Source organism: Streptococcus cameli (genome assembly GCF_053207365.1).
In genome coordinates this window covers 64,869-89,175 of the sequence record NZ_JBRUIM010000003.1, presented here as the reverse complement: position 1 = coordinate 89,175, position 24,307 = coordinate 64,869, and the positions used below count along the sequence as shown (strand labels likewise).

28 protein-coding genes are annotated in these 24,307 nt (G+C 43.5%); 3 read left to right on the top strand and 25 right to left on the bottom strand.

Features of this window, described 5'->3' with window-relative positions:
- Positions 1-14 precede the first annotated feature (14 nt).
- The 14 genes from rnmV to ACVR1I_RS07130 all read right to left on the bottom strand — a co-directional run bounded on the left by rnmV (position 15) and on the right by ACVR1I_RS07130 (position 11,027).
- Positions 15-605 carry a ribonuclease M5 gene (rnmV, locus tag ACVR1I_RS07195; RefSeq protein ID WP_447443345.1) on the bottom strand — a complete coding sequence of 197 codons (591 nt, stop codon included), beginning with the start codon at positions 603-605 and terminating at the stop codon, positions 15-17.
- On the bottom strand, positions 577-1,347 hold the full coding sequence (locus ACVR1I_RS07190; RefSeq protein WP_447443468.1) for a TatD family hydrolase: 771 nt from the start codon (positions 1,345-1,347) through the stop codon (positions 577-579). The genes rnmV and ACVR1I_RS07190 overlap by 29 nt, the downstream gene beginning before the upstream one ends.
- A 112-nt stretch (positions 1,348-1,459) precedes the next feature.
- A complete protein-coding gene (rpmH, locus tag ACVR1I_RS07185; protein WP_018368178.1) occupies positions 1,460-1,597 on the bottom strand; it encodes a 50S ribosomal protein L34 in 138 nt (45 codons plus the stop codon).
- Between the two features lie 198 nt (positions 1,598-1,795).
- Entirely contained in the window at positions 1,796-2,128 is a 333-nt protein-coding gene (locus ACVR1I_RS07180; protein ID WP_447443344.1) for a hypothetical protein, read from the bottom strand.
- A 239-nt stretch (positions 2,129-2,367) separates the two neighbouring features.
- Positions 2,368-2,616, bottom strand: a complete 249-nt coding sequence (locus ACVR1I_RS07175; protein WP_447443343.1) for a GlsB/YeaQ/YmgE family stress response membrane protein — start codon at positions 2,614-2,616, stop codon at positions 2,368-2,370.
- Between the two features lie 196 nt (positions 2,617-2,812).
- Positions 2,813-3,760: an RNA-binding cell elongation regulator Jag/EloR gene (gene jag, locus ACVR1I_RS07170; protein ID WP_447443342.1), complete on the bottom strand. Its 948-nt coding sequence runs from the start codon at positions 3,758-3,760 to the stop codon at positions 2,813-2,815.
- Positions 3,761-3,771: 11 nt separating this feature from the next.
- A complete protein-coding gene (locus tag ACVR1I_RS07165) occupies positions 3,772-4,584 on the bottom strand; it encodes a YidC/Oxa1 family membrane protein insertase (RefSeq protein ID WP_447443341.1) in 813 nt (270 codons plus the stop codon).
- On the bottom strand, positions 4,568-4,927 hold the full coding sequence (gene rnpA / locus ACVR1I_RS07160) for a ribonuclease P protein component (RefSeq protein ID WP_447443340.1): 360 nt from the start codon (positions 4,925-4,927) through the stop codon (positions 4,568-4,570). Before rnpA ends, ACVR1I_RS07165 begins: the two co-directional genes overlap by 17 nt.
- 63 nt (positions 4,928-4,990) lie before the next feature.
- Complete coding sequence (gene argH, locus ACVR1I_RS07155; RefSeq protein ID WP_447443339.1) at positions 4,991-6,397, bottom strand: argininosuccinate lyase; 1,407 nt, start codon at positions 6,395-6,397, stop codon at positions 4,991-4,993.
- Between the two features lie 74 nt (positions 6,398-6,471).
- Complete coding sequence (locus ACVR1I_RS07150; protein ID WP_447443338.1) at positions 6,472-7,668, bottom strand: argininosuccinate synthase; 1,197 nt, start codon at positions 7,666-7,668, stop codon at positions 6,472-6,474.
- Between the two features lie 127 nt (positions 7,669-7,795).
- Positions 7,796-9,250, bottom strand: a complete 1,455-nt coding sequence (gene gltX, locus ACVR1I_RS07145) for a glutamate--tRNA ligase (RefSeq protein WP_447443337.1) — start codon at positions 9,248-9,250, stop codon at positions 7,796-7,798.
- Between the two features lie 122 nt (positions 9,251-9,372).
- Positions 9,373-9,702: a bacteriocin immunity protein gene (locus ACVR1I_RS07140; protein ID WP_447443336.1), complete on the bottom strand. Its 330-nt coding sequence runs from the start codon at positions 9,700-9,702 to the stop codon at positions 9,373-9,375.
- 12 nt (positions 9,703-9,714) lie between these two features.
- A complete protein-coding gene (locus ACVR1I_RS07135) occupies positions 9,715-10,428 on the bottom strand; it encodes a TIGR00266 family protein (RefSeq protein WP_447443335.1) in 714 nt (237 codons plus the stop codon).
- A gap of 92 nt (positions 10,429-10,520) precedes the next feature.
- Complete coding sequence (locus ACVR1I_RS07130; protein ID WP_447443334.1) at positions 10,521-11,027, bottom strand: beta-class carbonic anhydrase; 507 nt, start codon at positions 11,025-11,027, stop codon at positions 10,521-10,523.
- A 225-nt stretch (positions 11,028-11,252) separates the two neighbouring features.
- On the opposite strand from ACVR1I_RS07130, the gene ACVR1I_RS07125 reads away from it, so the two are divergent.
- Positions 11,253-12,077: a formate/nitrite transporter family protein gene (locus ACVR1I_RS07125; RefSeq protein ID WP_447443333.1), complete on the top strand. Its 825-nt coding sequence runs from the start codon at positions 11,253-11,255 to the stop codon at positions 12,075-12,077.
- Between the two features lie 38 nt (positions 12,078-12,115).
- Here the strand turns inward: ACVR1I_RS07125 and ACVR1I_RS07120 are convergent, their stop codons facing one another.
- The 9 genes from ACVR1I_RS07120 to ACVR1I_RS07080 all read right to left on the bottom strand — a co-directional run bounded on the left by ACVR1I_RS07120 (position 12,116) and on the right by ACVR1I_RS07080 (position 20,919).
- Positions 12,116-12,595, bottom strand: coding sequence for a hypothetical protein (locus ACVR1I_RS07120; RefSeq protein WP_447443332.1), 480 nt, complete (start codon positions 12,593-12,595; stop codon positions 12,116-12,118).
- 142 nt (positions 12,596-12,737) lie between these two features.
- Positions 12,738-13,433, bottom strand: coding sequence for a TMEM164-related integral membrane acyltransferase (locus ACVR1I_RS07115; RefSeq protein ID WP_447443331.1), 696 nt, complete (start codon positions 13,431-13,433; stop codon positions 12,738-12,740).
- A gap of 21 nt (positions 13,434-13,454) precedes the next feature.
- On the bottom strand, positions 13,455-14,816 hold the full coding sequence (gene radA / locus ACVR1I_RS07110; RefSeq protein WP_447443467.1) for a DNA repair protein RadA: 1,362 nt from the start codon (positions 14,814-14,816) through the stop codon (positions 13,455-13,457).
- The gene (locus tag ACVR1I_RS07105) at positions 14,809-15,381 is read right to left on the bottom strand and encodes a histidine phosphatase family protein (protein WP_447443330.1); all 573 of its coding nucleotides are present in this window, start codon (positions 15,379-15,381) and stop codon (positions 14,809-14,811) included. Before ACVR1I_RS07105 ends, radA begins: the two co-directional genes overlap by 8 nt.
- A 6-nt stretch (positions 15,382-15,387) precedes the next feature.
- On the bottom strand, positions 15,388-15,831 hold the full coding sequence (locus ACVR1I_RS07100) for a dUTP diphosphatase (protein ID WP_447443329.1): 444 nt from the start codon (positions 15,829-15,831) through the stop codon (positions 15,388-15,390).
- A 56-nt stretch (positions 15,832-15,887) separates the two neighbouring features.
- A complete protein-coding gene (locus ACVR1I_RS07095) occupies positions 15,888-16,910 on the bottom strand; it encodes a DNA glycosylase AlkZ-like family protein (protein WP_447443328.1) in 1,023 nt (340 codons plus the stop codon).
- Positions 16,911-16,984: 74 nt separating this feature from the next.
- Positions 16,985-18,769, bottom strand: a complete 1,785-nt coding sequence (locus ACVR1I_RS07090; protein WP_447443327.1) for an ABC transporter ATP-binding protein — start codon at positions 18,767-18,769, stop codon at positions 16,985-16,987.
- 1 nt (position 18,770) lies between these two features.
- Positions 18,771-20,477 carry an ABC transporter ATP-binding protein gene (locus tag ACVR1I_RS07085; RefSeq protein ID WP_447443326.1) on the bottom strand — a complete coding sequence of 569 codons (1,707 nt, stop codon included), beginning with the start codon at positions 20,475-20,477 and terminating at the stop codon, positions 18,771-18,773.
- Entirely contained in the window at positions 20,470-20,919 is a 450-nt protein-coding gene (locus tag ACVR1I_RS07080) for a MarR family winged helix-turn-helix transcriptional regulator (RefSeq protein ID WP_447443325.1), read from the bottom strand. The genes ACVR1I_RS07085 and ACVR1I_RS07080 overlap by 8 nt, the downstream gene beginning before the upstream one ends.
- Positions 20,920-21,100: 181 nt before the next feature.
- Here ACVR1I_RS07080 and ACVR1I_RS07075 point away from each other — a divergent pair, with 181 nt between their 5' ends.
- Positions 21,101-22,117, top strand: coding sequence for an NAD(P)H-dependent glycerol-3-phosphate dehydrogenase (locus ACVR1I_RS07075; RefSeq protein WP_447443324.1), 1,017 nt, complete (start codon positions 21,101-21,103; stop codon positions 22,115-22,117).
- Positions 22,118-22,141: 24 nt separating this feature from the next.
- A complete protein-coding gene (gene galU, locus ACVR1I_RS07070; RefSeq protein WP_447443323.1) occupies positions 22,142-23,050 on the top strand; it encodes a UTP--glucose-1-phosphate uridylyltransferase GalU in 909 nt (302 codons plus the stop codon).
- Positions 23,051-23,084: 34 nt separating this feature from the next.
- Here the strand turns inward: galU and ACVR1I_RS07065 are convergent, their stop codons facing one another.
- Together ACVR1I_RS07065 and ACVR1I_RS07060 are read right to left on the bottom strand one after the other, a co-directional pair.
- Positions 23,085-23,759 (bottom strand): rhomboid family intramembrane serine protease, encoded by a 675-nt coding sequence (locus ACVR1I_RS07065; RefSeq protein ID WP_447443322.1) that lies wholly within the window; start codon positions 23,757-23,759, stop codon positions 23,085-23,087.
- Positions 23,752-24,276: a 5-formyltetrahydrofolate cyclo-ligase gene (locus ACVR1I_RS07060; RefSeq protein WP_447443321.1), complete on the bottom strand. Its 525-nt coding sequence runs from the start codon at positions 24,274-24,276 to the stop codon at positions 23,752-23,754. The genes ACVR1I_RS07065 and ACVR1I_RS07060 overlap by 8 nt, the downstream gene beginning before the upstream one ends.
- Positions 24,277-24,307: the final 31 nt, after the last annotated feature.

Genomic DNA, 24,307 nt, shown 5'->3' with positions numbered 1-24,307 from the left:
ACCACTTCTGCTCTTTATCCCTCATACTCCCCCATCACTTCCTCAACCTCTTCCAAGGTTATGCCAAAGAGTTCCAAGCGTTTGAGGAGTTGCTTGCCATTGGTGTAGCCTATGCGGAGCTGTTCTCCGAGGAATTCCCGACGTTTGCGGCTGTCGCTCCCCATGAGGAGTCCTAATCGCATCAAGTCTGATTTAGTAATATCAAAGTTATTGTCATCGTCATAGGAACCTAAAACACCAGCCAAAGCTGTTTCTAGGTCTTCAAAACTAGCGTGCTCAATTCCTAGGGAACGGCCCTTGGTCTTGGACTTAGGAGCTGCTTCCCCTCGGTTTAAAAAGGCATGCTTGGCAGTTGGAACAGCCTGCATAATGAGTTTACGAATCCGCTCCCCATTGTAATCCGGATCGGTAAAAACAATGACCCCCCGCAGGCTATTGAGACGGTCAATCCGTTCCAAATCTTCCTCTGTAATGGCAGACCCTCTGGTTTCATAGGTATCGACATCATAGAATCGTTTTAAGTTGGCCGTGTCATCTTTTCCTTCGACCACAATGATTTCTTGGATGATTTTTTTCTCAGTCAAGTTTAAAAAACCTCTTTGCATTCTCTGTTGTGGTTTGGGCAACCTCTTCTACCGACAAACCTTTTAGCTCTGCAATCTTCTCCACCACATAGCGGGTATAGGCCGTCTTGTTTTCCTTGCCCCGTTTGGGTACAGGAGCTAAGTAAGGAGCGTCAGTCTCCACCAAGAGTTTATCTAGGGAAATTTTTGTTGCGACTTCATGTAGGTCTTCAGACTTCTTAAACGTCACCACACCAGACAAGGAAATCAGCATGCCTAATTCCATAAACCGCTCTGCCATTTCCCAAGAGCCCGAGTAAGAGTGCATAATCCCACCACGGGGCCCAACGCCTTCACTGGCAATCACGGCATAGGTGTCGTCCAAGGCATCTCTTGTGTGGACCACAAAGGGTACGTCCAACTCTTTGGACAGCTGGATTTGACGGCGAAAGACGGTTTCCTGGACGTCCTTAGGGTCCTCCATCCAGTAATAGTCTAGCCCGATTTCTCCAAGGGCAATGACCTTGTCGTGCTGGAGTTTTTCCCGCAGGTAGGCCTCCGTCTCCTCCGTGTAACTGCCAGCCTCTGTCGGGTGCCAGCCGATCGTCGCATAAACTTTAGGGAACCGCTCTGCTAATTCAAGCGCCTTTTCAATGGTTGCCTGGTCAAAACCAACCACATTGTGAAGGCTAACGCCCATTTCCTGCGCCAAGGCTAGTTCTTCTTCTTCACGCCCCTCAAAAGTTTGAACATTTAAGTGGGTGTGGGTGTCAAAAATCGTTATATTTTCTTCTTGTGTCATGCTTCCATTATAGCACAAAGCGAGGGAAATCCCTGTCCATTTTGACAAACAAAAAATCAACAGACTCGAGTTTCTGTTGATTTTCCTTGTTTTCTTATGCTACAGCAAGCACTTTACGGCCTTTACGGCGACGAGCTGCTAATACACGACGTCCATTTTTAGTAGACATACGGTTACGGAAACCGTGTTTACGTGCACGACGGATTTTACTTGGTTGAAAAGTACGTTTCACAATGAATACCTCCTCTAGAATTTTCGTATTCGTTTAGCCGGCTAGTTTGATCAGTTACTAAACATACTAAACTATTCTATCTGATTCCAAGCGGTTTGTCAAGCTAACTGGCTAAAAAATACCGTTTAAAAGCACTGAGACAGTCAAAACAGAAAAGACAGTGCTTTCACAAGTTCTGTCTTTTGCGGAAGATCATATTTATTTTTGTAGGTATTTTTTTACATCTTCCAATTTCTGTTCAATTGTTTTTAAAATGTCATCAACTGCTACTTGAGAAGTTCCTGTTTTTTTCTCAATCTTTTCTTTTACGGTTTCTGATGGCTGCACACTATCTTCTACAATCGAATCAGTCACATCTTTTAATTTTCCAGAAGCTGAATTCATTTGCGAAGTTGCTTTTTCCAACAATTCATCCTTGGTTTGACCAAGCTTTTTCTTTTGTTCTGGAGAGAGACGTGTATAGGCTAATGAGGCTGCCAATGCCACCAATCCTAACCCAAATAATGTTTTACGATGTTTTTGTTTTGCCATGGTTTTCTTCTTTCTAATCTCAAATCCTATTTTTGAGTTGGCTCTTCTTCTTTTTTGGTCATTTCACGCAAGAGCTGAATGACCGGAATAGCCAATCCCACTAATTTCACGATATTCATCCATTTTGATTTTCGTTTGCTCATTGAAATCCTCCTTATTTTTTGAAGCGTTTTCATTTTTGTTTTTTGAAAAAGTAGGGCAATCGCAAGATTCACTACCTACTTTAAAAATTAGTTTTCTTAAGCCTTGTTACGCGACAAGAAGAAAGAAACAACTGCTACAACTAAAACAGCACCAATGATAGATGGAACCAAGGCCATACCTGCAAGTGATGGTCCCCGGTGACCAAACAAGCTTTGTCCAACTGATGAACCAACTAAACCTGCGATAATATTGGCAATCCAGCCCATTGAACTTCCTTTTTTCGTGATAGCCCCTGCTACCAAACCAATAAATCCACCGACAATCAATGTCCATAACCAACCCATAACGAGTACCTCTTACTTTACGGCGACTTGCACCGTCTTTCTATAATAATGATAGAGACAGTGAATTGTGTCCATGACCTACACCACGTGACAACAATATTTTATTTCTATATTGTCATTTTATGTTATTTTTTGAAAAATAGCAAGTAAAATGCTTTCATTTTTTCAAAAAAAAAGAGGCCCCTGCCTCTTTTTATTAATCTCTATTTCCTTCGATATCCACAACAACGTAGCGATTTGGCTCATTTCCTTCGGAATAGCTGGTTAAGCCATCCATTTTGGAAATAATTCGGTGAATAATCTTGCGTTCGCTGCTCGACATTGGATCTGTATGGTAAGCTTCTTGGTCTTCTAAAACACGTTCTGCTAATTTTTGTGCATAGCCTTGGAGTACTTCTGCACGGTGCTCAACATAATCATTCACATTGATGGTGATGTAGAAATTGCGTTCGTACCGATTATACAAGAAGTTTTGCGCCAATAATTGCAAGGCTTTCAAGACCTTCCCGTGGTAACCAATCACACGTCCGGGCTCATTTGTATCCACTTGAATATTGATGGTACGTCTGTTGTGCGAACTTTCGATACGCGCTTCTACATCCATGTCATCCAAAATTTCTTGTACATAGGCCGAAACTTCTGCAACAACCGCTTCAATATCGTAACTTGGCTCAACCTTAATATCCAAGTCAGAAAATTCATCAGTTGCTGACTTTTCTTCTGAGACTTCTTCTGGTTTGATGATTTCAATACGACCAGTTTGTTCTAAAATAGTCGCGGCTTCTTTGTCATTTTTTAGGATTTCTGCCTTGATTTCATCATCAAGTACTTGGCCTGATTTTTCAAATTCTTTTACAGCCGCAACGACTTTCCCAAGGTCAATGGTCGCTTCTGAAACGCTTTTAACACGCTCATTTTTTTCATTTACTTCACTTGGTACGCCACGAACAGCTTTTTGATTAGCCTTGACCACAGTTGTCTCATTGATGACATCAATGTCTACTTGAGCTGGCTTTTTACCAAATCCAAGAAAGCCTTTTTTCTCACGAGATAAAACTGTAATATGCGCTTTTTTGCGAGGGATATTGAGTTCGTTTAAACCATTTTGAATGGCTTCTTCTACGGTTGATCCTGTAAATTTCATGTTTTCTTCTCCTATTTTTTCTTGCGAGCTTTTTTCTGAGCCTTGCGAATTTTTGATTGTAATTCTTTTTCAGCAACTATCTTTGCTTGGCGTTCCGCTACAATTTTAAAGGGATTGTTGAATAACAAGGTTTGGAATACTTGGTAGGCGTTGGAGACCGTCCAATACAGCGCTACCCCACTGGCAGAGGTTAAGGCAAACCAGAAAATCATAGCTGTCATAAGATAGGACATTATTGTCATCATCACATTCTTCTCCAGTGCAGCCTTGTTGCTGAGCCACATACTAAAGAAGGTAAAACCTGCCGCCAAAACTGGCAGTACGTAGTGAGGATCCGGTTGTCCTAAATTCATCCATAAAAATTGACCAACCTTCAAAAATTCAACCCGTGTCAGGGCTTGGAACAAGGCCATCAAGATTGGTAACTGGATAAAAACCGGCCACATAGAAGCTGACATACTAACACCATTTTCTTTGTAGAGTTGCCGAGTCGCTTCTGTTAATTGTTGTTGGCTTTCCAAATCAGATCCCGCGTAGCGTTCCTGTAATTCTTTCAACTGCGGCTGCAATTCTTGCATTTTCCGTGTTGATTTCATCTGAATTTGAAAGAGAGGCAATAAGACTGTCCGAATGACAATGGTAAAGAGAATAATCCCGATTCCGATATGACCATTGATCGAAAGGAACTGAATGATTTTCGCAAAACCAAAAATAATCTGTTCCCATAGGTCCGTTGATTGGCTTGTGACTGGACTTGTTCCACAAGCGGTTAGAACAAGTAAGGATAAAGTTAGTAACCCTGCCCATTTACGTTTCTTTTTCAAGAGAGGCACCTTCCTGGTAAATATTTGCTAATTTTAAAACATGGAGTAAGTTTTTCTTTAACTCGTGGTAGTCTAATTCCTCTACTCCCTTGCGTGCAATCACTACCAAATCTTCCGAGTTTAAATAAGGACGACACTCCTGTATGATGTGCCGTAATTTTCGTTTGATAGTGTTTCGTGTGACGGCATTGCCCAGCTTCTTACTCACAGATAAACCAACCCGAAAATGTTCTTGGCCATTTGGTATATGGTAGACCACGAACTTCCGATTGGCCACATTTTTCCCCTGTGAAAAAATCTGATCAAAATCCTTCTCACGCTTGACGCGATAGGTTTTCTTCAAAATGTTACTCCAACTTTCAAAATTAACTATATTATACCATAAATTTCAAAAAAGCCAATAAACTCAGAGTTTATCGGCTTTTCCTGTTCGTAATTGCTCTTTGGCTTCTTGAATTTGTTTTTTGACTTGTTCAAATCCTGTTCCGCCAACTGAATTTCTCCGCTCTACTGCTGTCTTAGAAGAGAGCGCGAAATAAATATCGTCTTCTATTAGAGGAGACAGTTTTTGGTAATGAGTAAGGGAGACATCTTGTAAATAGATTCCAGCCTTACTGCACTCCAAAACCAACTTCCCAACAATCTCATGAGCTTCTCTAAACGGAAGTCCTTTAGTGGCTAGATAATCTGCTAGTTCTGTTGCATTTGAAAAATCTTTTTCTGTTGATTTCAACATCTGTTCTTTATGGACTGTCATACTAGACAACATGCCTGCCAGAATATCTAGCGAAACTGTTACAGTTTCGACCGTATCAAACAGGCCTTCCTTGTCTTCTTGAAGGTCCTTGTTATAGGCCAAAGGTAGTGATTTCATCACGGTTAACAAACCGATTAAATTCCCATACACTCGACCGGTTTTTCCACGGATTAGCTCAGCCATATCCGGATTTTTCTTTTGTGGCATGATGGAAGATCCTGTTGAAAATGTATCCGATAAGGTAACAAATTGATACTCATATGAACACCAATTGATGATTTCCTCGCACAAACGGCTCATATGCATCATGAGAATGCTAGCGTTGGACAAAAATTCAAGGATAAAATCACGGTCACTCACAGCGTCTAAAGAATTGGCATAGGGCTTTGAAAAGCCGAGTAAGCCAGCAGTCAACTGTCGGTCAATTGGGAAGGTCGTCCCAGCCAGGGCTGCTGCTCCAAGTGGCGAGATATCTGTATGGCATTGGTTCCACTGAAAACGCTGGCTGTCTCTTGAAAACATTTGGTAATAGGCCATCAGATGGTGCCCAAAAGATACTGGTTGGGCATGCTGGAGATGGGTATAGCCAGGCATGATGGTTTCGACATGTTCTTCCGCTTTTCCCACTAAAACCTGTCTCAGGTGACTGAGTTTGGCATCGATTTCCTGCAATTTGGCTTTCAAGTAGAGGTGCATATCCGTTGCCACTTGGTCATTTCTGGAGCGGGCCGTATGCAATTTGCCAGCTACTGGACCTATCTTTTCTGTCAACAACTGCTCGATGTTCATATGAATGTCTTCATTGTCTACCGAAAACTCGAGGAGACCGGCCTGAAATTCCGCCAATAATTCCTCTAAACCTGCTTGAATCGTGTTCGCTTCTTCCTTTGACAAAATCCCTGTTTGTCCCAACATGGTCACATGAGCAAGAGAACCCTGGATATCCTGTTCTGCCATTTTTTGATCAAATAAAATGGAAGCACCAAACTCCTCAACCCACTTCTCAAGGCTGGCTTCGAAACGACCACCCCATAGTTTTTGATTGTCTTTTGCCATTTTTCTCTCTTTTCTATACAAAAGAATGCCAGATGCTTCTCCCTGTAAGCTTTTATCTGACACCTTCTTTTTTTCTAATCTTTTAATTGATGCACCTGCGCATTGACAGTTGTTGGTAATCCCCACAATTTAATAAATCCGATAGCTGCATCTTGGTCAAAACTATCTGCCGAAGTGTAGGTTGCTAGGTTTTCATCATATAAGGAATTTGGTGATTTTCTAGCTACTACCTTTGCGACACCTTTGAACAATTTCACCTTGGCTACTCCGTTGACCACTTTTTGGGTTTCAGCAATATAAGCTTGTAAGGCTTTTGTAGCTGGGTTAAACCACATAGCATTGTAGACCAGGTTAGCAAATTCATTTTCTAGAATTGGTTTGAAATGAGAGACTTCCCGTACCAGTGTAATATCTTCAATCTCTTTGTGCGCAGCTAGTAAGGTCACCGCTCCTGGGCATTCATATATTTCTCTGGACTTGATACCGACCAAGCGATTTTCAACATGGTCAATCCGCCCTACGCCATGCTTACCAGCTAACACATTTAAGGCCTGAATCAAGTCTGCCAACTTCATCGGATTGCCGTCGAGAGCGGTTGGTTTTCCTGCTTCAAAGGTAATCTCCACAAACTCAGGAGTATCTGGAGCTTCTTCAACAGAAGAGGTAATGCCAAAGGCATCTTCTGGCGCTTCATTCCATGGATTTTCTAGCACACCACACTCATTGGCACGCCCCCATAGGTTTTGGTCAATAGAATAAGGACTATCTAAATCTGCAGGAACAGGGACCCCATTTTCCTTGGCAAACAGAATCTCTTCTTCCCTTGACCATTTCCACTCACGGACAGGTGCTACGACTTTCAAGGATGGATCCAAGGCTGCAACAGCGACCTCAAACCGAACTTGATCATTTCCTTTTCCCGTACAACCGTGCGCAATCGCTGTCGCTCCAGCCTTGTGCGCCATCTCAACTAATTTTTTGGAAATCAAAGGACGACTCAAAGCAGATACCAAGGGATATTTTTGTTCGTAAAAGGCATGGGCTTGTAGAGCGGGTAATACGTATTCTTCAGCAAATTCATCTTTCACATCCAAAACATGTGACTCAATCGCTCCGATACTAAGTGCTTTATCATGTATAAATTCTAAATCTTTCCCTTCTCCAACATCCATACACACTGCAATCACATCATAGTCTTTTTTCAGCCAAGCAATAGCAACCGATGTATCTAAACCGCCAGAATAGGCCAAAATAATTTTTTCTTTGCTCATTTTTCTCTCTCCTACAACTATTCATTTTCAGAATGTAAACAGTATTATATTGCATATTTATTCATAAGTCAAGATTTTTTGTATAAATATTTCAAAAATAAAACAGGTCGGACGTCCGACCTGTTGTTTAAATACGAGAAAGCGTTTGTTCAATGTGGGCAATGGATTTTTCCTTGCCAAGCAGGTAAATGGTATTTGGTAATTCTGGGCCATGCATTTCACCTGATACGGCAATTCGGATTGGCATAAAGAGGTTTTTTCCTTTGATGCCTGTTTCTTTTTGGACAGCCTTGATTTGAGGAGAAATATTCTCAGGCAAGAAATCGGCATCTGCCATAGCTTCCAAATTGGCTTTGAAGGCTGTCAGGACTGTTGGAACAGTTTCAGCAGACATGACTTCTTTTTCGGCGTCACCCAGTTCTGGGAAATCAGAGAAGAACAAATCGGTTAAGCCAATGATTTCATCAGCAGAAGTCATTTGTGGTTTATAGAGCTCCACCAATTTTTCAGCCTTATCGTTCAAACGCCCTGCTTCTTCAAGATAAGGTTTGCAAAGAGCAAAGACCGTTTCCAAATCAGCATTCTTGATGTAGTCGTTGCTCATCCAGTCCAATTTCTTCTGGTCAAAAGCAGCTGGCGACTTGCTGAGGCGATTTTCGTCAAAGAGTGCAATCAACTGCTCACGTGAGAAGATTTCTTCTTCACCACCAGGATTCCAACCCAAGAGGGCAATAAAGTTGAAGACCGCTTCTGGCAAATAGCCTTTTTTACGGTAATCTTCGATAAATTGCAGGGTATTGGTATCGCGCTTGGACAATTTTTTCCCTGTTTCAGAGTTGATGATGAGGGTCATGTGACCAAAGGCTGGCGCTTCCCAGCCCATAGCTTCATAGACCATGAGTTGTTTTGGGGTATTGGCAATGTGGTCATCCCCACGAATAACGTGGGAAATTTGCATGTCATGGTCATCGACTACTACGGCAAAGTTATAAGTTGGGTATCCGTCTTTTTTCTGGATAACCCAGTCACCACCGATATTGCCACCTTCAAAGGTGATTTCACCCTTGACCATATCATCCCACTTGTAGATACCAGCTTCATTGACCGCTAAACGGACCGTTGGCACGATGCCCGCAGCTTCTCGTTCAGCGATATAAGCAGCTTTTTCAGCTTCAGACATGCCAAGAAACTCATTGATGTAGCGCGGTGTCTCACCTGCTGCTTCTTGGCGTTCACGTTCTGCAGCCAATTCTTCTTCTGTGACGTAAGACTTATAGGCCTTACCTTCAGCCAGAAGCTGGTCAATGACCTGTTGGTACAAGTCGAGACGCTCAGATTGGCGGTAGTTTTCGTGGGTTTCTGGGCTTTCATCCCAATCAATTCCCAACCAACGCAAGTTTTCAAGCTGGCTACGTTCGCCGTCTTCCACATGACGCTTGCGGTCAGTATCCTCGATACGGATTAAGAAAGTGCCGCCATGGTGACGGGCATAGAGGTAGTTAAAAAGGGCTGTACGAGCATTTCCAATATGCAAGAGGCCAGTTGGACTTGGTGCATAGCGCACACGAATCGGTTGTGACATAGTTTCTCCTCATTCTTGTTCAAAATTCAATCGTTTCATTATACCATATTTACACCATTTTAGCGACTAATCCGAAGCAAGAATCAATAGAAAAACCTTGATTGAATCAAGGTTTTTCTTTCTTAATGGCCCCTAAATAGATTTCCCAATAGGTTGGCAAGTCCAGCCTGGCTACGATAAACTTGTTCTGATTTCCCGATTGTCTGCAACAAGTCCAATACTGACTGTGGCGCTGTATATTCATGGGAGAGCAGATAAAAAGACAAGGACTTGTTCAACCTGGCATAGACAAGATTCTCAGGATCTCCATTTTCCAACTCTTTCTTTGCTGCCAAACACATTTTGTACAAGTCAGCATCCTGTGCTACTTGCGGATCCAGCAGAGCATTGAATAGTTGCTCTTTTGCGATTTGGTCATCTTTTGTTCTTGATTTTCTACTAATGTGACGCATAAACCACCTACACTAATTACTATTAGTGACAATATAGCGACCTAAGACACCTGCAAAGCTTTCAATGTTCAAACTTTGCACATAGATTTCACCGGTTCCACGGAAGGTATTCACAATCCCTTCTCCTGTCCCAATCGACTGCATAAAACCATTTTCCAAGTGGATATCGTAGTCCAAATCTCTACTCCAAGCGACTACATGGGCATTGTCAATAGTCATGGTGCTATTGTTCAACTCAATCTTTTTAATGGAGCCAAAACTATTGGCCAACAAGGTCCCTTGCCCTTCTGTTGTCATAACAAAGAGACCACCTTGGCCGCCAAATAGGGCCCTGCCAACAGACTGACGCTCCATGCTGTATTGGGCTGACCCATCAAGGGCTAAGAAAGCACCATCATTGAGCCGGTATTGCTTTTCGCCTAATTCCAAGGCAATCACTTCTCCTGGTGTATTGGGCGCAAGCGCCAAAACACCATCATCTCCATTTGAAACAGCTTGAGTAATAAACATGGATTCACCAGAGACCAGAGAACGACCGATAGCGCCTACCAACTTCCCTAGTCCAGATCCTTTACCATTTAGGCGGGTATTGAGACTGACGCTTGGTGTATGGTAAACCATGCTCCCTTGTTGGATATAGGCCATTTCGCCAGCCTCCAAGGCAATTTCAACTAGAGGAAACTGCATATTGGCATCAATAGTGTATTTCATTCGATTGTCTGACATAAGAGGACTCCTTTTTGTGTTGTTTGTTTAATACAATTAAACAATATTTTTTCGTTTTTGTCAATAAAAATCCTATTTCAGAAGAAATAGGATTATAATTCATCACAGCTAATTTCAGTTACTCGGCCATTGTCCACATCATAGACCGCTCCCCGAATCACAATCTCCTCTGGTATCAAGGGACTGTCCTTCAATCGTCTGACATCGTCTCGGACACTTTCTGCCAAATCTCTAAAGGGATAAAAATCCATTTCCTGTACCTTTTTCCCTAGGATTGGACACAATTGTTCTGAGAGTTCTTCATTGGTCTTCTGGTGAAGACCACAATCCGTATGGTGCATCACAATCACTTCTTTCGTCCCCAATAATTGCTCTGAAACCACTAAAGAACGGATAATGTCCTCGGTTACTCGACCACCAGCATTTCGAATAATGTGGGCATCTCCAAGCGAAAGTCCAAAAATTTGCGCCACGTGAATGCGGGCATCCATACAAGAAACGATGGCAACCTCTTTTCCTGGCGGAGTTGGAATATGCCCATTTGGAAAATGAGCTGCAAACTGGTGATTGGATTCCATAAATTCATCAAATCGTGTCATCTAGCTCTCCTTACTTTTCACTTGATTAGAAATAGTATAAAGGTTTCCAGTATTTTTTTCAAGCAGAGACCGCTCGGCTGAAACAGTTAGACTACTGCTCATTTAAATTAAAACGTTTTCTTCTTCAATAAAGCGTTTTTCCCCATTTGTTTTACAGGATTTGTCTAGTAATTTTTTCAAATTGTGCTATAATCGTCTATGAATTGAAAACAATAGGAGGTTATTATGCCAACTTTAGATGCACACTCTCATTCCGAAACCAACTCGGAACTCATCAGTAATTTAGCAAAATCGATTGAGAAAAAAGATAATCTTTCCCGACACAGCTTTGTCAAATACGCTGTTCGTTCCATGCTTGCCACTCTCTTTTTATCTTTAGGAACGGCTGTCGCTTTTTATATCTCAGGCTATGCTGACGATATCGTACCTCATTCTGGTAAATTCTTTTACGCTTTTATGTTCAGCTGGTCTTTGATCATGATTGTGTATATGAATGCAGAACTTGGAACGTCCAACATGATGTATATGACCAGTGCTGTCTACAATAGAAAACTTCGGGTACTAACAGCAATTAAAATTTTAGCAACTTGTATTTTCTTTAACTTCGTAGGAGCCCTTATCTTTTCATTTTTGATTTCAAAAACCTATGCATTTAGCCATCTCGAACCGGATCATTATCTATTTGAGGCTATTTCTACTAAGTTAGCCAAAACACCAATGACCCAATTCATTGAGGGGATTTTCGCCAACATCGTTGTCAACACAGCTGTCTTTACAACTCTTCGAATGAAAGATGATGCTGCCAAAGTTTGGTCCATGATTTTCATCATCTATATTTTCGCCTTTCTAGGGTTTGAACACGTGATTGCTAACTTCGTCTCCTTCCCTCTTGCTTTCTTTGTCAATGGTGGCCCTGTGGAAAACATGACAATCTTTAGTGTCTTATCCAACTTCTTCTTTGCCGGACTTGGAAACTATGTCGGTGGTGGACTCATCATCGGATTGCTCTACTCATGGCTCAATAAAAAATCTGACGTCTACGTCGACTAAACCAAAAAATCCTCTGAAAATTTTCAGAGGATTTTTTATTAGATATAAATAATTTCCATCATACTAAAAGCTAAATCACCGGTTACTAGCAATGTTTTCTCACTATTTTTAGGGTAATTATGAACAATACTAAATACCCGATCTCCATTGATAGTTACCTTCCAATCTGACGGCACAAATAATTTTAACCTCGAAAAAGCTACATCTCCATCAATGGATACAAACTCAGCATCATGAACATATCGTGTCGATGTTCCAAAAACGGTATTGGTATCTTTTGACTTCCCGCTAGTATATTTCTCATCAGCATCCGTTATATCAATCGTTGTATAGCCATACTCATCGCTTACTGCGACATCTAAGAAAAAATCACTCGTTCCTTTGTAGAAGACCAATGGAGGCTTAGTAACTTGTGAAAGCGCCTTTTGAATATCTTCTACCTGAGCAGATAGTTCGGGTGTCCGTATCACGATTTCGATGTCATCGCATTGACTGTCTAGTTCAATCTTAACCGTCATCAGCGCCTCCTTTCTTTGTTATTTATTGCATCAGACTTTTTCAAAGATACAAAGGCTTTTCAGCAACTGGTTAAAAAACAGAGCTAAGTAGTTGTTTCTGAATACCAAAAAACGCCACACTTTTATAGGTGACGCTATTACATTATACCGAAATTGAAGTCATTTCAGAGCTTTTTCCAGATTTCAAACACAACTTCTCCATTATAACATTCACGACTTCAACCACCAGAACAAGGACAAAACTAACCAGTACAAAGTTAATCACCGGATTTTCCAGACCAATCAGTGGCGTCTTCATTAAGAAGCCGTAATTGCCACCCGTCAAAAGATTGACCAGTAGCAAAAATAGATTCAGCACGACAACATATCTTATATATTGAAACAGATACGACTGCCCATTGTAGGTTTGACTCCTAAGGTAAATCATGGCATTCACCAAAAGAGCATAATGCCCAATGTAAAGCTGGGCATTGATGACATGGGTCAGTGGATACGGATCAAAATCAGGTGAAACCGTTGCTAGAATAGCCCCTGCAAATCCTAATAACATGAAAAATCGTTTGATAGGAGAGTGTGGTAAGGCTACAAAGACCATTAGTATGGCCATTCGGCAGTGATAAAAGGGCAAGGATTGATGAAGGGGAAAGCCTATATGGGCATACCAAGCATACATCAATAAAACCTGTACCAGTTGCAAGCCTTTAAAAAAGAGACCGTACCAGCGATTCTCACGATACTTCTCCGTTAAGAAAATAAGAAAGACTAAGATCAAAAGACTTGTCACATACCACCATAGGGGTATGACAGGGTAACCCGTCTGTTCTGTACTAAAAAACACGAGAGCTCCTTTCCATTCTGCTTACCCAAATACTTTTTTCAGGACCTCCCCCAGGGTCATGACCCCGATAACTTCAATGCCTTTTGGAACGTTGAGGCCAGTTAGGGAGTTTTTAGGGGCATAGATCTTGGTGAAACCTAGTTTTGCAGCTTCATTGATCCGTTGCTCGATGCGGTTAACCCGGCGGATTTCACCGGTCAGGCCGATTTCACCGACAAAACAATCTTGCGGATTGGTCGGCTTGTCCTTGTAGCTCGATGCAATGGCTACCGCGACAGCCAAATCAATGGCTGGCTCATCCAGCTTGACCCCGCCTGCCGACTTGAGGTAGGCGTCTTGGTTTTGCAGGAGCAAGCCCGCCCGTTTTTCCAAGACTGCCATAATCAGACTAGCTCGGTTAAAATCAAGGCCAGTTGTGGTCCGCTTGGCATTGCCAAAGACGGTCGGTGTCACCAAGGCCTGCACTTCTGCTAGAATTGGCCTGGTCCCTTCCATGGTCACCACAATGGCAGAGCCTGTTGCCCCGTCCAAGCGTTCTTCCAAGAAGACTTGACTCGGGTTGAGGACTTCGACTAGTCCTTGGGACTGCATTTCAAAAATCCCGATTTCATTGGTCGAGCCAAAGCGGTTTTTGACCGCCCTCAAGATACGAAAAGTATGCTGGCGCTCCCCTTCAAAGTAGAGAACCGTGTCCACCATGTGTTCCAACATGCGAGGACCAGCTAATGTTCCTTCCTTGGTCACATGGCCAACGATAAAGGTGGCCATATTGTTGGTCTTAGCCAGCTGCATGAGCTCGCCCGTTACTTCGCGAACCTGGCTGACAGAGCCTTGGACACTGGTGATGTCTGGGGACATCACCGTCTGGATTGAGTCGACAATCAGAAAATCGGGTTGCAATTTTTCAATCTCTGCCCGAATCCGCTGCATATTGGTCTCGGCAAAGAGGTAAAATTCATTGTTGATGTCACCCAGGCGTTCTGCCCTCAGCTTGATCTGCTCGGCGGATTCCTCTCCGCTGACATAAAGGACTGTGCCAAGATTGGCCAGCTGGGTCGATACCTGAAGGAGTAAGGTCGACTTCCCAATCCCAGGGTCTCCCCCGATGAGGACCAGGCTACCTGGCACCACACCTCCACCGAGCACACGGTTGAACTCGTCCATATCAGTCTGGGTCCTTGCCACAGAGCTGGATTGGACTTCGTTAAGTTTGACGGGTTTGGCCTGCTCGCCTGTTAGGCTGACGCGGGCGTTTTTGACTTCTGCCACTTCGACTTCTTCGACAAAGGAAGACCAAGCCCCACAGTTGGGACAGCGTCCCAAATATTTGGGCGAATGGTAGTCGCAATTTTGACAGACAAAGGTTGTTTTTTTCTTAGCGATGGTTCTCGTCCTCGATTTCTATGGTTTCTAGGTCAATGGTGTAAGGGATTATTTGGCAATAGTCGATGGTTTCCATAGGGACAAACTGGCGAATCAACATGCCGTGTGCCACAATGGCGACCTTGTCATAGGCCTTGTATTTTTGCAAGGCCTTTAGAAAACGTGTCTTGATTTCCTGCCCTGTCTCGTATCGGACAGGGCTATTTTCAATCAAAGCGCCGCCATTGTCCATAAACAGCCGATAGGCTAGCCCTAGCTCAACCTCCGTGTAATTGAGGCCATCGAGGTCTGGGCGCCATTCATGAAAGAAGGGCTCGACCAAGAGCACCAGCTGACGGTCACGAACCAGATAGGTCGCTGTCTCAAGGGCCCGCGTGATGGAAGACGAAATCACGATATCAACATCATCTAGCAAAGGGCTTTGGGCTACCTGCTGGGCCAAGTCCCGCCCTCGTGCCGTTAAGGGGGCTAAATCCCGGCCAAAACCAGCGTAGGCCTCTGGATGAGTGGCCTTGTCCAACATGCTGTAATCCGGCTCACTGTGGCGAATAAATAAAATCTCCATACGGGGTTAATCTCCGGTACTGCCAAAGCCACCCGTGCGCTCACCAGTCGCATCGTCGCCATCAACCACTAAAAAGGGCATAAAGACGCCTTGAACAATGCGCTCGCCTGCCTCAACCGTCACCGTCTCATCTGTAATGTTTTTCATTTGGGCAAAGATATGGCCTTCGTTGTTTTCATTACCATAGTAATCCCCGTCAATGACGCCTACTGAGTTAATCAACACCAAGCCTTTTTTACGAGGATTAGATGAGCGATCAAAAAGGTAGAGCACCTCGCGGTCTTGCATGTAGGCTTTGACCCCTGTTGGTACAAGCTTGATTTCTCCAGGCGCTAAAACAGTAGTCTCTGCAGCGCTCAAATCGTACCCCGCAGCATGGGCAGTCTCTCGTTTTGGCAAAAGGTTTTCGTCGGTATAGGTCGATACGAGTTCAAATCCTCTGATTTTCATGATGGCACTCCTTGATTTTTCTTGTTCTATTATACTATATTATTCGGAAATATCGGCTAATCATCGAAGCTAAATGTGATTGATGAGATAGATTTTTCCATCCATTTGGCATAATCCCGAAACCGTCGCCTAATGGTCGCTTGATGCTTCTGGGATATCTTTTGCTTGCCTTGGACCTTAAAGGCAATAGTGTTTCCTCTCATTTGAAACGTCCACGTCGCTCTAAGGCAACCTTTGATGAGAATCAGTGCTGAAATCTGCCCAGCCTTCTTCCAGACACTAGACTGGTCTACAGGGTCAATCAACAAATCCTTATACTTATAGGAAACCAATAGAGGATCAAATTTCCCTAAGACCAAAACGTCAGGAACGGTAAGCTCTTCTTTCCACGTTTTAAAATAGTAACGACGGCCTTCAAAAGTTAGCTGGTTCAGGTGAGATAAATCAGTTTCAGCAATTTTAGACTGTTTAACCCCAAAGAAATGAGCAGCATCTGCCAAAGTCGCAGGACCATAGAAGGAAAAATAAGCCGTTACCAGCTCTCTAGAAACCAATTGGGAGGTAGGAAGACCATTGTCCTCCCAAATCACGAGACGGTCATCTGTCAACCACTTCTGGTAGAGACGCCCTCGTTTGGAATTGTAGATAAAAAGTGCAGACCAACGAAATAAGTCTGACCAAGCATCCCCATAAGAATCTGGAAGTTGGTTACGTGAAGGATTTTCAGCAATCAGCTGGCATAACCGCTTACTTTCCTTCTCTCCATCAATTCCTTTCTCAGCAAAGTAAGCATCTGGCCACCGAGGAGTGTCCGCAAGATAAGCTGTCATGGTAAGCCAAATATCATGGTCATAAAAATGGTAGGTCTGCCGTTGTCCCCACGCTAAAATAGTATCTTCCATAGTCTCTCCTACCGACTTTTTAACCATTAGCCGTGTCAAAATATTAAAGAGACCATGATTCACATATTGGGACTGAATACCCAAAGAATCCTTGAGAAGTTGGTTGATATCCCTATAAGGTTCAATAAGTCCCTGGTTCCAAAATCGCTGGGCTAAGAGTTGTTCTTTACTGATCATACCTTCATTATACCATAGTCCTTGAGACAAGGAGTCTTATTCGAAGCAAACAAAAAACCACCCGAAGGTGGTCCTTATTCAAAGACAAATTGGTTGTGGTAGAGTTCGGCATAAAAGCCATTTTGTCTGAGGAGCTCATGGTGATCTCCCTGCTCCAAGACCTTGCCATCTTTGAGGACAATGATTTCGTCCGCATTGAGAATGGTCTTGAGGCGGTGAGCAATGACAAAGCTGGTCCGTCCAGCCACAACGGCTTCCATGGCTTTTTGAATCTTGCTTTCCGTAACCGTGTCTACGTTTGACGTCGCCTCATCTAGGATGAGCACTTGTGGGTCTGTCAGTAGTGTCCGAGCAATTGAAATCAACTGCTTTTGACCAGTTGAGAAGATATTTTCATCATCGGTCACATAGGTCTCATAGCCTTCTGGCAAGCTCATGATAAAGTCATGGATATGGGTCGCACGCGCTGCTGTTTCAATCATGTGTTGGTCGACATTTTCAAGACCAAAGCGAATGTTTTCTGCGATGGTTCCTGAAAAAAGCACTGACTCCTGGAGCACAATCCCGACACCTTGGCGCAAGCTGTCCAAGTCATACTCTCGGATGTCTCGCCCATCAAAACGAATCGCTCCTGCATCCACATCATAGAAACGGTTGATCAGGTTCATGATGGTTGTTTTTCCTGAACCTGTCGGTCCAACCACTGCCACCATTTTGCCCTTAGGTGCTGAGATGCTGACATTGTCTAGCACTTTTTGACCCGGCAAGTAGCCAAAGTCAATGCTGTCGATCTCAACCCCTTCTCTTAACTCGGTAAAGAGCGGTGCATCAGTTGGTCTCACTTCCTCAGGTTCATCAAACATTTCCTGAATCCGGTGAGCCCCTGTAAAGGCCAACTGCAATTCAGCCCAGCTGGAGGCAATATTCATCAAGGGTTGGTAATACTGCTGTGAATACTGAACAAAGGTCACGACCAAACCAAGTGCAACAGCTGTTGACATGCTGCTATCATTTAAGAGAATGGAGGAGCCGACAAAGATGACAATCGCCGTATTGACTAGGCTCATCCCATTCATAACTGGAAAGAGCAGGCCACCAAAGAGACGGCCCTTGAAGGTAGCGACCCGTACTTCGTCATTGAGCTCCAAGAAACCATCGATAGTCTCTTCTTGAATACCTTGAACGATAATAGCTTTTTGCCCTGAAATCTTTTCATCCATATAGGCATTGAGCTTCCCGACAGCAGCCTGCTGGCGATTGCTGTATTTACGGGCTAAACGCACAATGACCACCAAGAAGATGAGAGCAACAGGGGTCGAAGCAATGGTCAACCATGCCAGACGCGTGTCCTGACGGAACATCATCCAAATCATCCCAACGTAAAGGGCGATATTAGAAACGACCTGGGTCAAGGATTGGTTAAAGGCATTTTGAATATTGTCCAAATCACTGGTAAAGCGAGACAGGATATCTCCGTCCTTATGGCGGTCAAAGAATTGGACCGTCAAGCGTTCCAATTTCCCAAAGAGACCCTTGCGCATCCGGTTGGTCGAATGGGCCACGATGCGTGTAAAGAGGAGGCTGTAAATCAAGTTGGCCACCACGGTACAGAGATAGGCCAAGAACAAGCGCAACATGACCGCGTTGAAATCTGCCAGGTCTGGCTTAAATCCAGTTTCCCCAGCTTGATTGGCCACCATAAGTTGCTGACCGATTTTCCCCATCTCTGTCAAGGATTGCCCGATGAGCACAGGCGTTTTGACCTGCAAGTAGGTCGCGGCGATAACCGCTACAAAAATCACGGCAAAGGAGAGCTTGTAACGTTTAAAATAAAACCAAAAGAATCGTGCTGTCTTCATCTTACTCCTCCTTTCCTTTCTGGGTTTCGTAAATTTCACGGTAAACGGCATTGGTTTTGACCAGTTCGGCATGGGTACCTTCCCCAATCAAACGACCATCGTCTAAAACCAGAATTTTATCTGCCTTCACGACGGATGAAATCTTCTGAGCAATGATGACTGTGGTGGTTCCCTTGAGGTCACGGTTGAGAGCTTCTTGGACTAATTTCTCTGACTTGGCGTCTAGGGCCGATGTCGAATCGTCCAAGACTAAGACCTTGGGATTGCCAATAACCCCACGGGCAATGGACATCCGCTGCTTTTGACCACCGGAGAAGTTATTCCCCCGCTCTTCCACTTCACTCTCATAAGTCTTGTCCATCCGGTCGATAAATTCCTTAGCTTGGGCAATACCTGCGGCGCGCTCTAAGGTTTCAAGACTGGCATCCGCTTTCCCTTGACGCAAATTATCCGCAATGGTCCCAGAAAAGAGGATGGCTTTTTGAAGGACGATGGAGACTGTCTGGCGAAGGGTCTTTTGGCTAACTGCTTTCAAGTCACGCCCACCAATCGAAACCCTTCCTTCTTGTGGGTCAAAGAGGCGTGGAATCAGCTGGGCCAGTGTTGATTTCCCTGATCCAGTCGCCCCGACCACACCCACCATTTGACCAGGCGTAATCTCAAAGGAGATGTCCTTAAGGGTTGGCTCCGTGTCATTGGGATAGGTAAAACTGACCTTGTCAAAGACGATGCTAGCTTCTAAGTCTTCGTCAGCTACATCCGCAAAGGTCATGGCAGGTTCCGTCTCTAAAATCTCCTGAATCCGTTTCAAAGAAACAGCCGCCCGGCTGGCCTGCATCCCCATAAAGCTGACCATGACAATCGAAAACATGATTTGCATCAGGTAGCTCATAAAGGAGGCAATGCCACCGATAGCTTCTGGATTGGACTTAACCATGGTGGACACCAAGTAGATGGATACAAAGACGGCCATGTAAGACACGAACATTAAGAGCGGCTGCATAACGGAAAATCCGTAGCCGACAAAAAGATTGAGTTCAAGGAAATCATTTGAGGCTTCCTTGAATTTCTTGTACTGGTTTTTTTCTTGGACAAAGGATTTAACAACCCGCACGCCCCGCAAATTTTCCTTGGCGATGCTATTGATCTTGTCCATCAGAATTTGGAATTTCCCAAACCGTGGCCCCATCTTGCTCATGACAACCGCCATGACACCACCGATTAAGACAACCATCAAAACAATTATCCACCACAATTCTGGCAGGGTTTTAATGGCCATAAAGAAGGCCCCGATAAAGAGCAAGGGCACCCGCATGAGAATGGTAAAACTCATCATGACCAGGTTTTGAATTTGGGTGATGTCATTGGTCATGCGCACAACCAAGTTCCCCGCATTAAATTGCTCGATATTGGCATAGGAAAAACTCTGAATCTTTCGGAAGGTTTTCTCCCTGATATCAGCCGATACGCCTTGGGCAATCTTGGACGCCAGAGCCGTGTTGATGGCCCCTGCTACCAAACCAACTCCTGCAATCACCAAGAGCCAAACCCCAACTTCTGAAATCGTCTCTTGGTCATTCATCATGACAGCCTGCAAAACATCTTGTAGATAGCTGGGCTGCAACAGACTACTAATCACCACAGTGGACACCATAAGGACTGACCCCAAGGCATACCACTTGTAGCGTAAAATCGCTTGTTTAAGCATCTTCTCCTCCTGTATAGTTGGTAATATTTTCTTGTAACTGGCTCACAACTCCTTGGACAACAGCCATGTCTTCCCATGAGATTCCTTGGAAAATTTGTTCCACCATTTCTTCATGAAATTCTTTTAATGGAGTGATTTTTTCTTCCCCCAAATCGGTCAGGACAAGCTGTTTGCACCGACGATCTGCCTCAGAAGAAACAATCTGGATAAAGCCATTCTTTTCCATCCGCTTGACCAAATTGCTGGCAACTGATTTGGAAATTTTGAGTTGTTTTTCAATATCTTTGACAAAGATTACTTCCCCACGGTGCTTGCTGAGATACAGCAAGACATGACCTTGTGGCCCTGATAAATGCTGCACATCATTTTTCTTGGCAATATCTTCACAAATCAACTCCAGTTGGTTTAATACTGCACGGATATCAGATAAAGGATGACCCATTTGTTACCTCCATTTAGTTTTCATGAGAACTATTTTAGTTCTTATGAGAACCATTGTCAAGAAAAAGAGTTGTTTTCTTGAAATTTTCATACTTGTTTCTTTCAAGAACAAAATAGAAAGGCAATAGGAAAAAAAATCTTCTTATGTTATAATAGAAAAAATAGCTTTATAAGGAGGCAACATGGAAAAACAAAAAATTGCCGTATTGGGACCTGGATCCTGGGGAACTGCCCTTTCGCAAGTCCTCAACGACAATGGTCACGAGGTTCGTATCTGGGGAAATATCTCAGAACAGATCGATGAAATCAACGAAAAACACACCAATACCCGCTATTTTAAAGACATTGTATTAGACGAAAAAATCAAAGGATACAAAGATTTAGCGAAGACACTAGACGGTGTCGATGCCGTTCTCTTTGTGGTCCCCACAAAAGTAACGAGACTAGTAGCCAAACAAGTAGCAGAGACCTTGAAACACAAAGTCGTAATCATGCATGCCTCAAAAGGATTAGAGCCAAATACCCATGAGCGCCTGTCCACCATTTTGGAAGAAGAAATCCCAGCTGACTTACGCTCAGAAATCGTGGTCGTCTCTGGACCGAGTCACGCGGAAGAAACCATCGTTAGAGACATTACCTTGATTTCTGCCGCTTCAAAAGATTTGGACACTGCCAACTACGTTCAACAACTCTTTAGCAACCACTACTTCCGACTCTACACCAATACAGATGTGATTGGTGTAGAAACAGCAGGCGCACTTAAAAACATCATCGCCGTTGGTGCTGGCGCCCTTCATGGTCTTGGATATGGTGACAATGCCAAAGCGGCTATTATTGCACGAGGCTTGACTGAAATCACCCGACTCGGTGTGAAAATGGGGGCCAATCCACTAACTTATAGCGGCCTATCTGGTGTTGGTGACTTAATTGTAACTGGAACATCTGTTCACTCCCGCAACTGGCGAGCAGGTGATGCTCTTGGACGTGGTGAAAAACTAGAAGATATTGAAAAAAATATGGGTATGGTCATCGAAGGCATCTCAACAACCAAGGCGGCCTACGAACTAGCCCAAGAACTAGGTGTTTACATGCCGATTACAAAAGCTATTTACAGTGTTATTTATGAAGGTGCCAGCATTGACGATGCCATCAAGTCCATCATGGCTGGTGAATTCCGTCAAGAAAATGAATGGATTTAACATTTAACTAAGGAGAATCTAAAAATGAAAAAAGTAAGAAAAGCCGTTATTCCTGCAGCAGGACTCGGAACTCGCTTCCTACCTGCCACCAAAGCACTCGCTAAGGAAATGCTGCCAATTGTAGACAAACCAACCATTCAATTTATCGTTGAAGAAGCACTCAAATCTGGCATCGAAGACATCTTGGTTGTCACAGGTAAATCCAAACGATCCATCGAAGACCACTTTGATTCAAACTTTGAATTAGAATACAACCTCAAAGAAAAAGGCAAAGACGATTTATTAAAACTGGTTGACGAAACAACAGGTATCAACCTTCACTTCATTCGCCAAAGTCACCCACGTGGATTAGGAGACGCTGTTTTACAAGCCAAAGCCTTCGTTGGAAATGAGCCCTTTGTTGTCCTTCTTGGAGATGATTTAATGGATATCAACGGCACAGACCTACCGTTGACTCAGCAACTCATTAACGACTACGAACAAACACACGCATCCACTATTGCGGTCATGCCTGTACCACATGAAGAAGTTTCAGCTTATGGGGTTATTGCCCCACAAGGAGAAGGTGTGAACGGTTTATACAGCGTTGAAACCTTCGTTGAAAAACCAAAACCAGAAGAGGCTCCATCTGATTTAGCCATCATCGGGCGTTACCTACTAACACCTGAAATCTTTGATATCCTAGAAAATCAAGAACCAGGTGCTGGAAATGAAATCCAATTAACAGACGCCATCGATACCCTCAACAAAACCCAACGTGTCTTTGCACGGGAATTCAAGGGTAACCGTTATGATGTGGGGGATAAATTCGGCTACATGAAGACCTCTATTGAATACGGCCTCAACCACTCTCAAACCAAAGAAGACTTGAAAAAATACATCATTGAGCTAGGCAAAAAATTGGATACAAAAACAAAAAAAGAGGCAGAATAAACAAAAGCTAGAAATCATGTGATTTCTAGCTTTTTTATGACAAAGAAAGAAACAGTAGCACATATGCCAACAGCAGATAGAAAACAAGAGCCAAATACCGCTGTTTCTTGCTAAAAAGATCCGATTCTACAAGGTTTGGTGCAAAAATAGCGGTTAAAAATCCACCAACCAATCCACCAATATGCCCGACCAGACTAACATTTGGAGAAAAGAGATTAAAAATAAGATTCACGACAATCAAAGCCGTATAGGACCTCCCCAAACCTTTTAAAAATACATTCTTTCCCATTTTACCAACTATCACAATGGCCGCAAAACTACCAAACAAAGCCGTTGAGGCACCCGCTGCTACAACGTCTGGTGTGAAAAAAAGGGTAAAAATATTGCCCATGACACCAGATAAAAGATAAAGAAAAAGAAAGCGTTTTGACCCCCAAATATTCTCCGCAAATTGCCCCACAATGTAAATCGATAAAATATTCATAACCGCATGGTCCCAGCCAATATGTACAAAGATTGGGGTTACCAAGCGCCAGAGTTGGCCGGAATCGACTTGGACAGCCCGCCCAAACAGACCACCAAAATCAAACACCGCTTGACTGGTTGTGGCCATCCCAACATACCGCACTTGCATCACAAGAAAAGACAGGACGGTCACAATCAGTATGCCATAAGTGACTGGCAATCGTTTCATTTCATTTTTAAACATACAATACCTCCTCAACCGCTATATCAAAAGCATCTGCTTCAAACTCCTGCCGTTGAAACTCATAAATCGTACTGATGGTCCGACCTGTGTAATCAGCTAGATAACGGTCGTAATATCCTCCGCCAAAACCAATCCGGTAACCCGATTCGTTCCAAGCAAGACCAGGCACATGGATGAGATCAATGGTTTCTTTTTTGATTTCCCGTCCTGCTACTGGCTCCAAGATCCCAAAAGAACTTTTTTGCAGTTGAGCTTCTTCATAGAGATAAAAGGCCATCTGATGGTCTGGAAGAACCTTAGGCACAAGCAATCGCTTGCCGTCTTTCTGTGCTTGTTCCAGCAATAAGCTCGTATCCACTTCCATGCCCATGGACAGATAGGTCGCAATGGTCTGGGCTTCTTGGTAGGCAGCACTAGCTAACAGTTGCTCCATCAAGAGGCGATCCTTTTCATTTTTGACACATCTATCTTGCTCTTTCAAGCAAACCAGCATCTTCTTGCGCAGCTCTTTCTTCATCGACTCACTAGTCTCCTTCAGTTGAATTGCT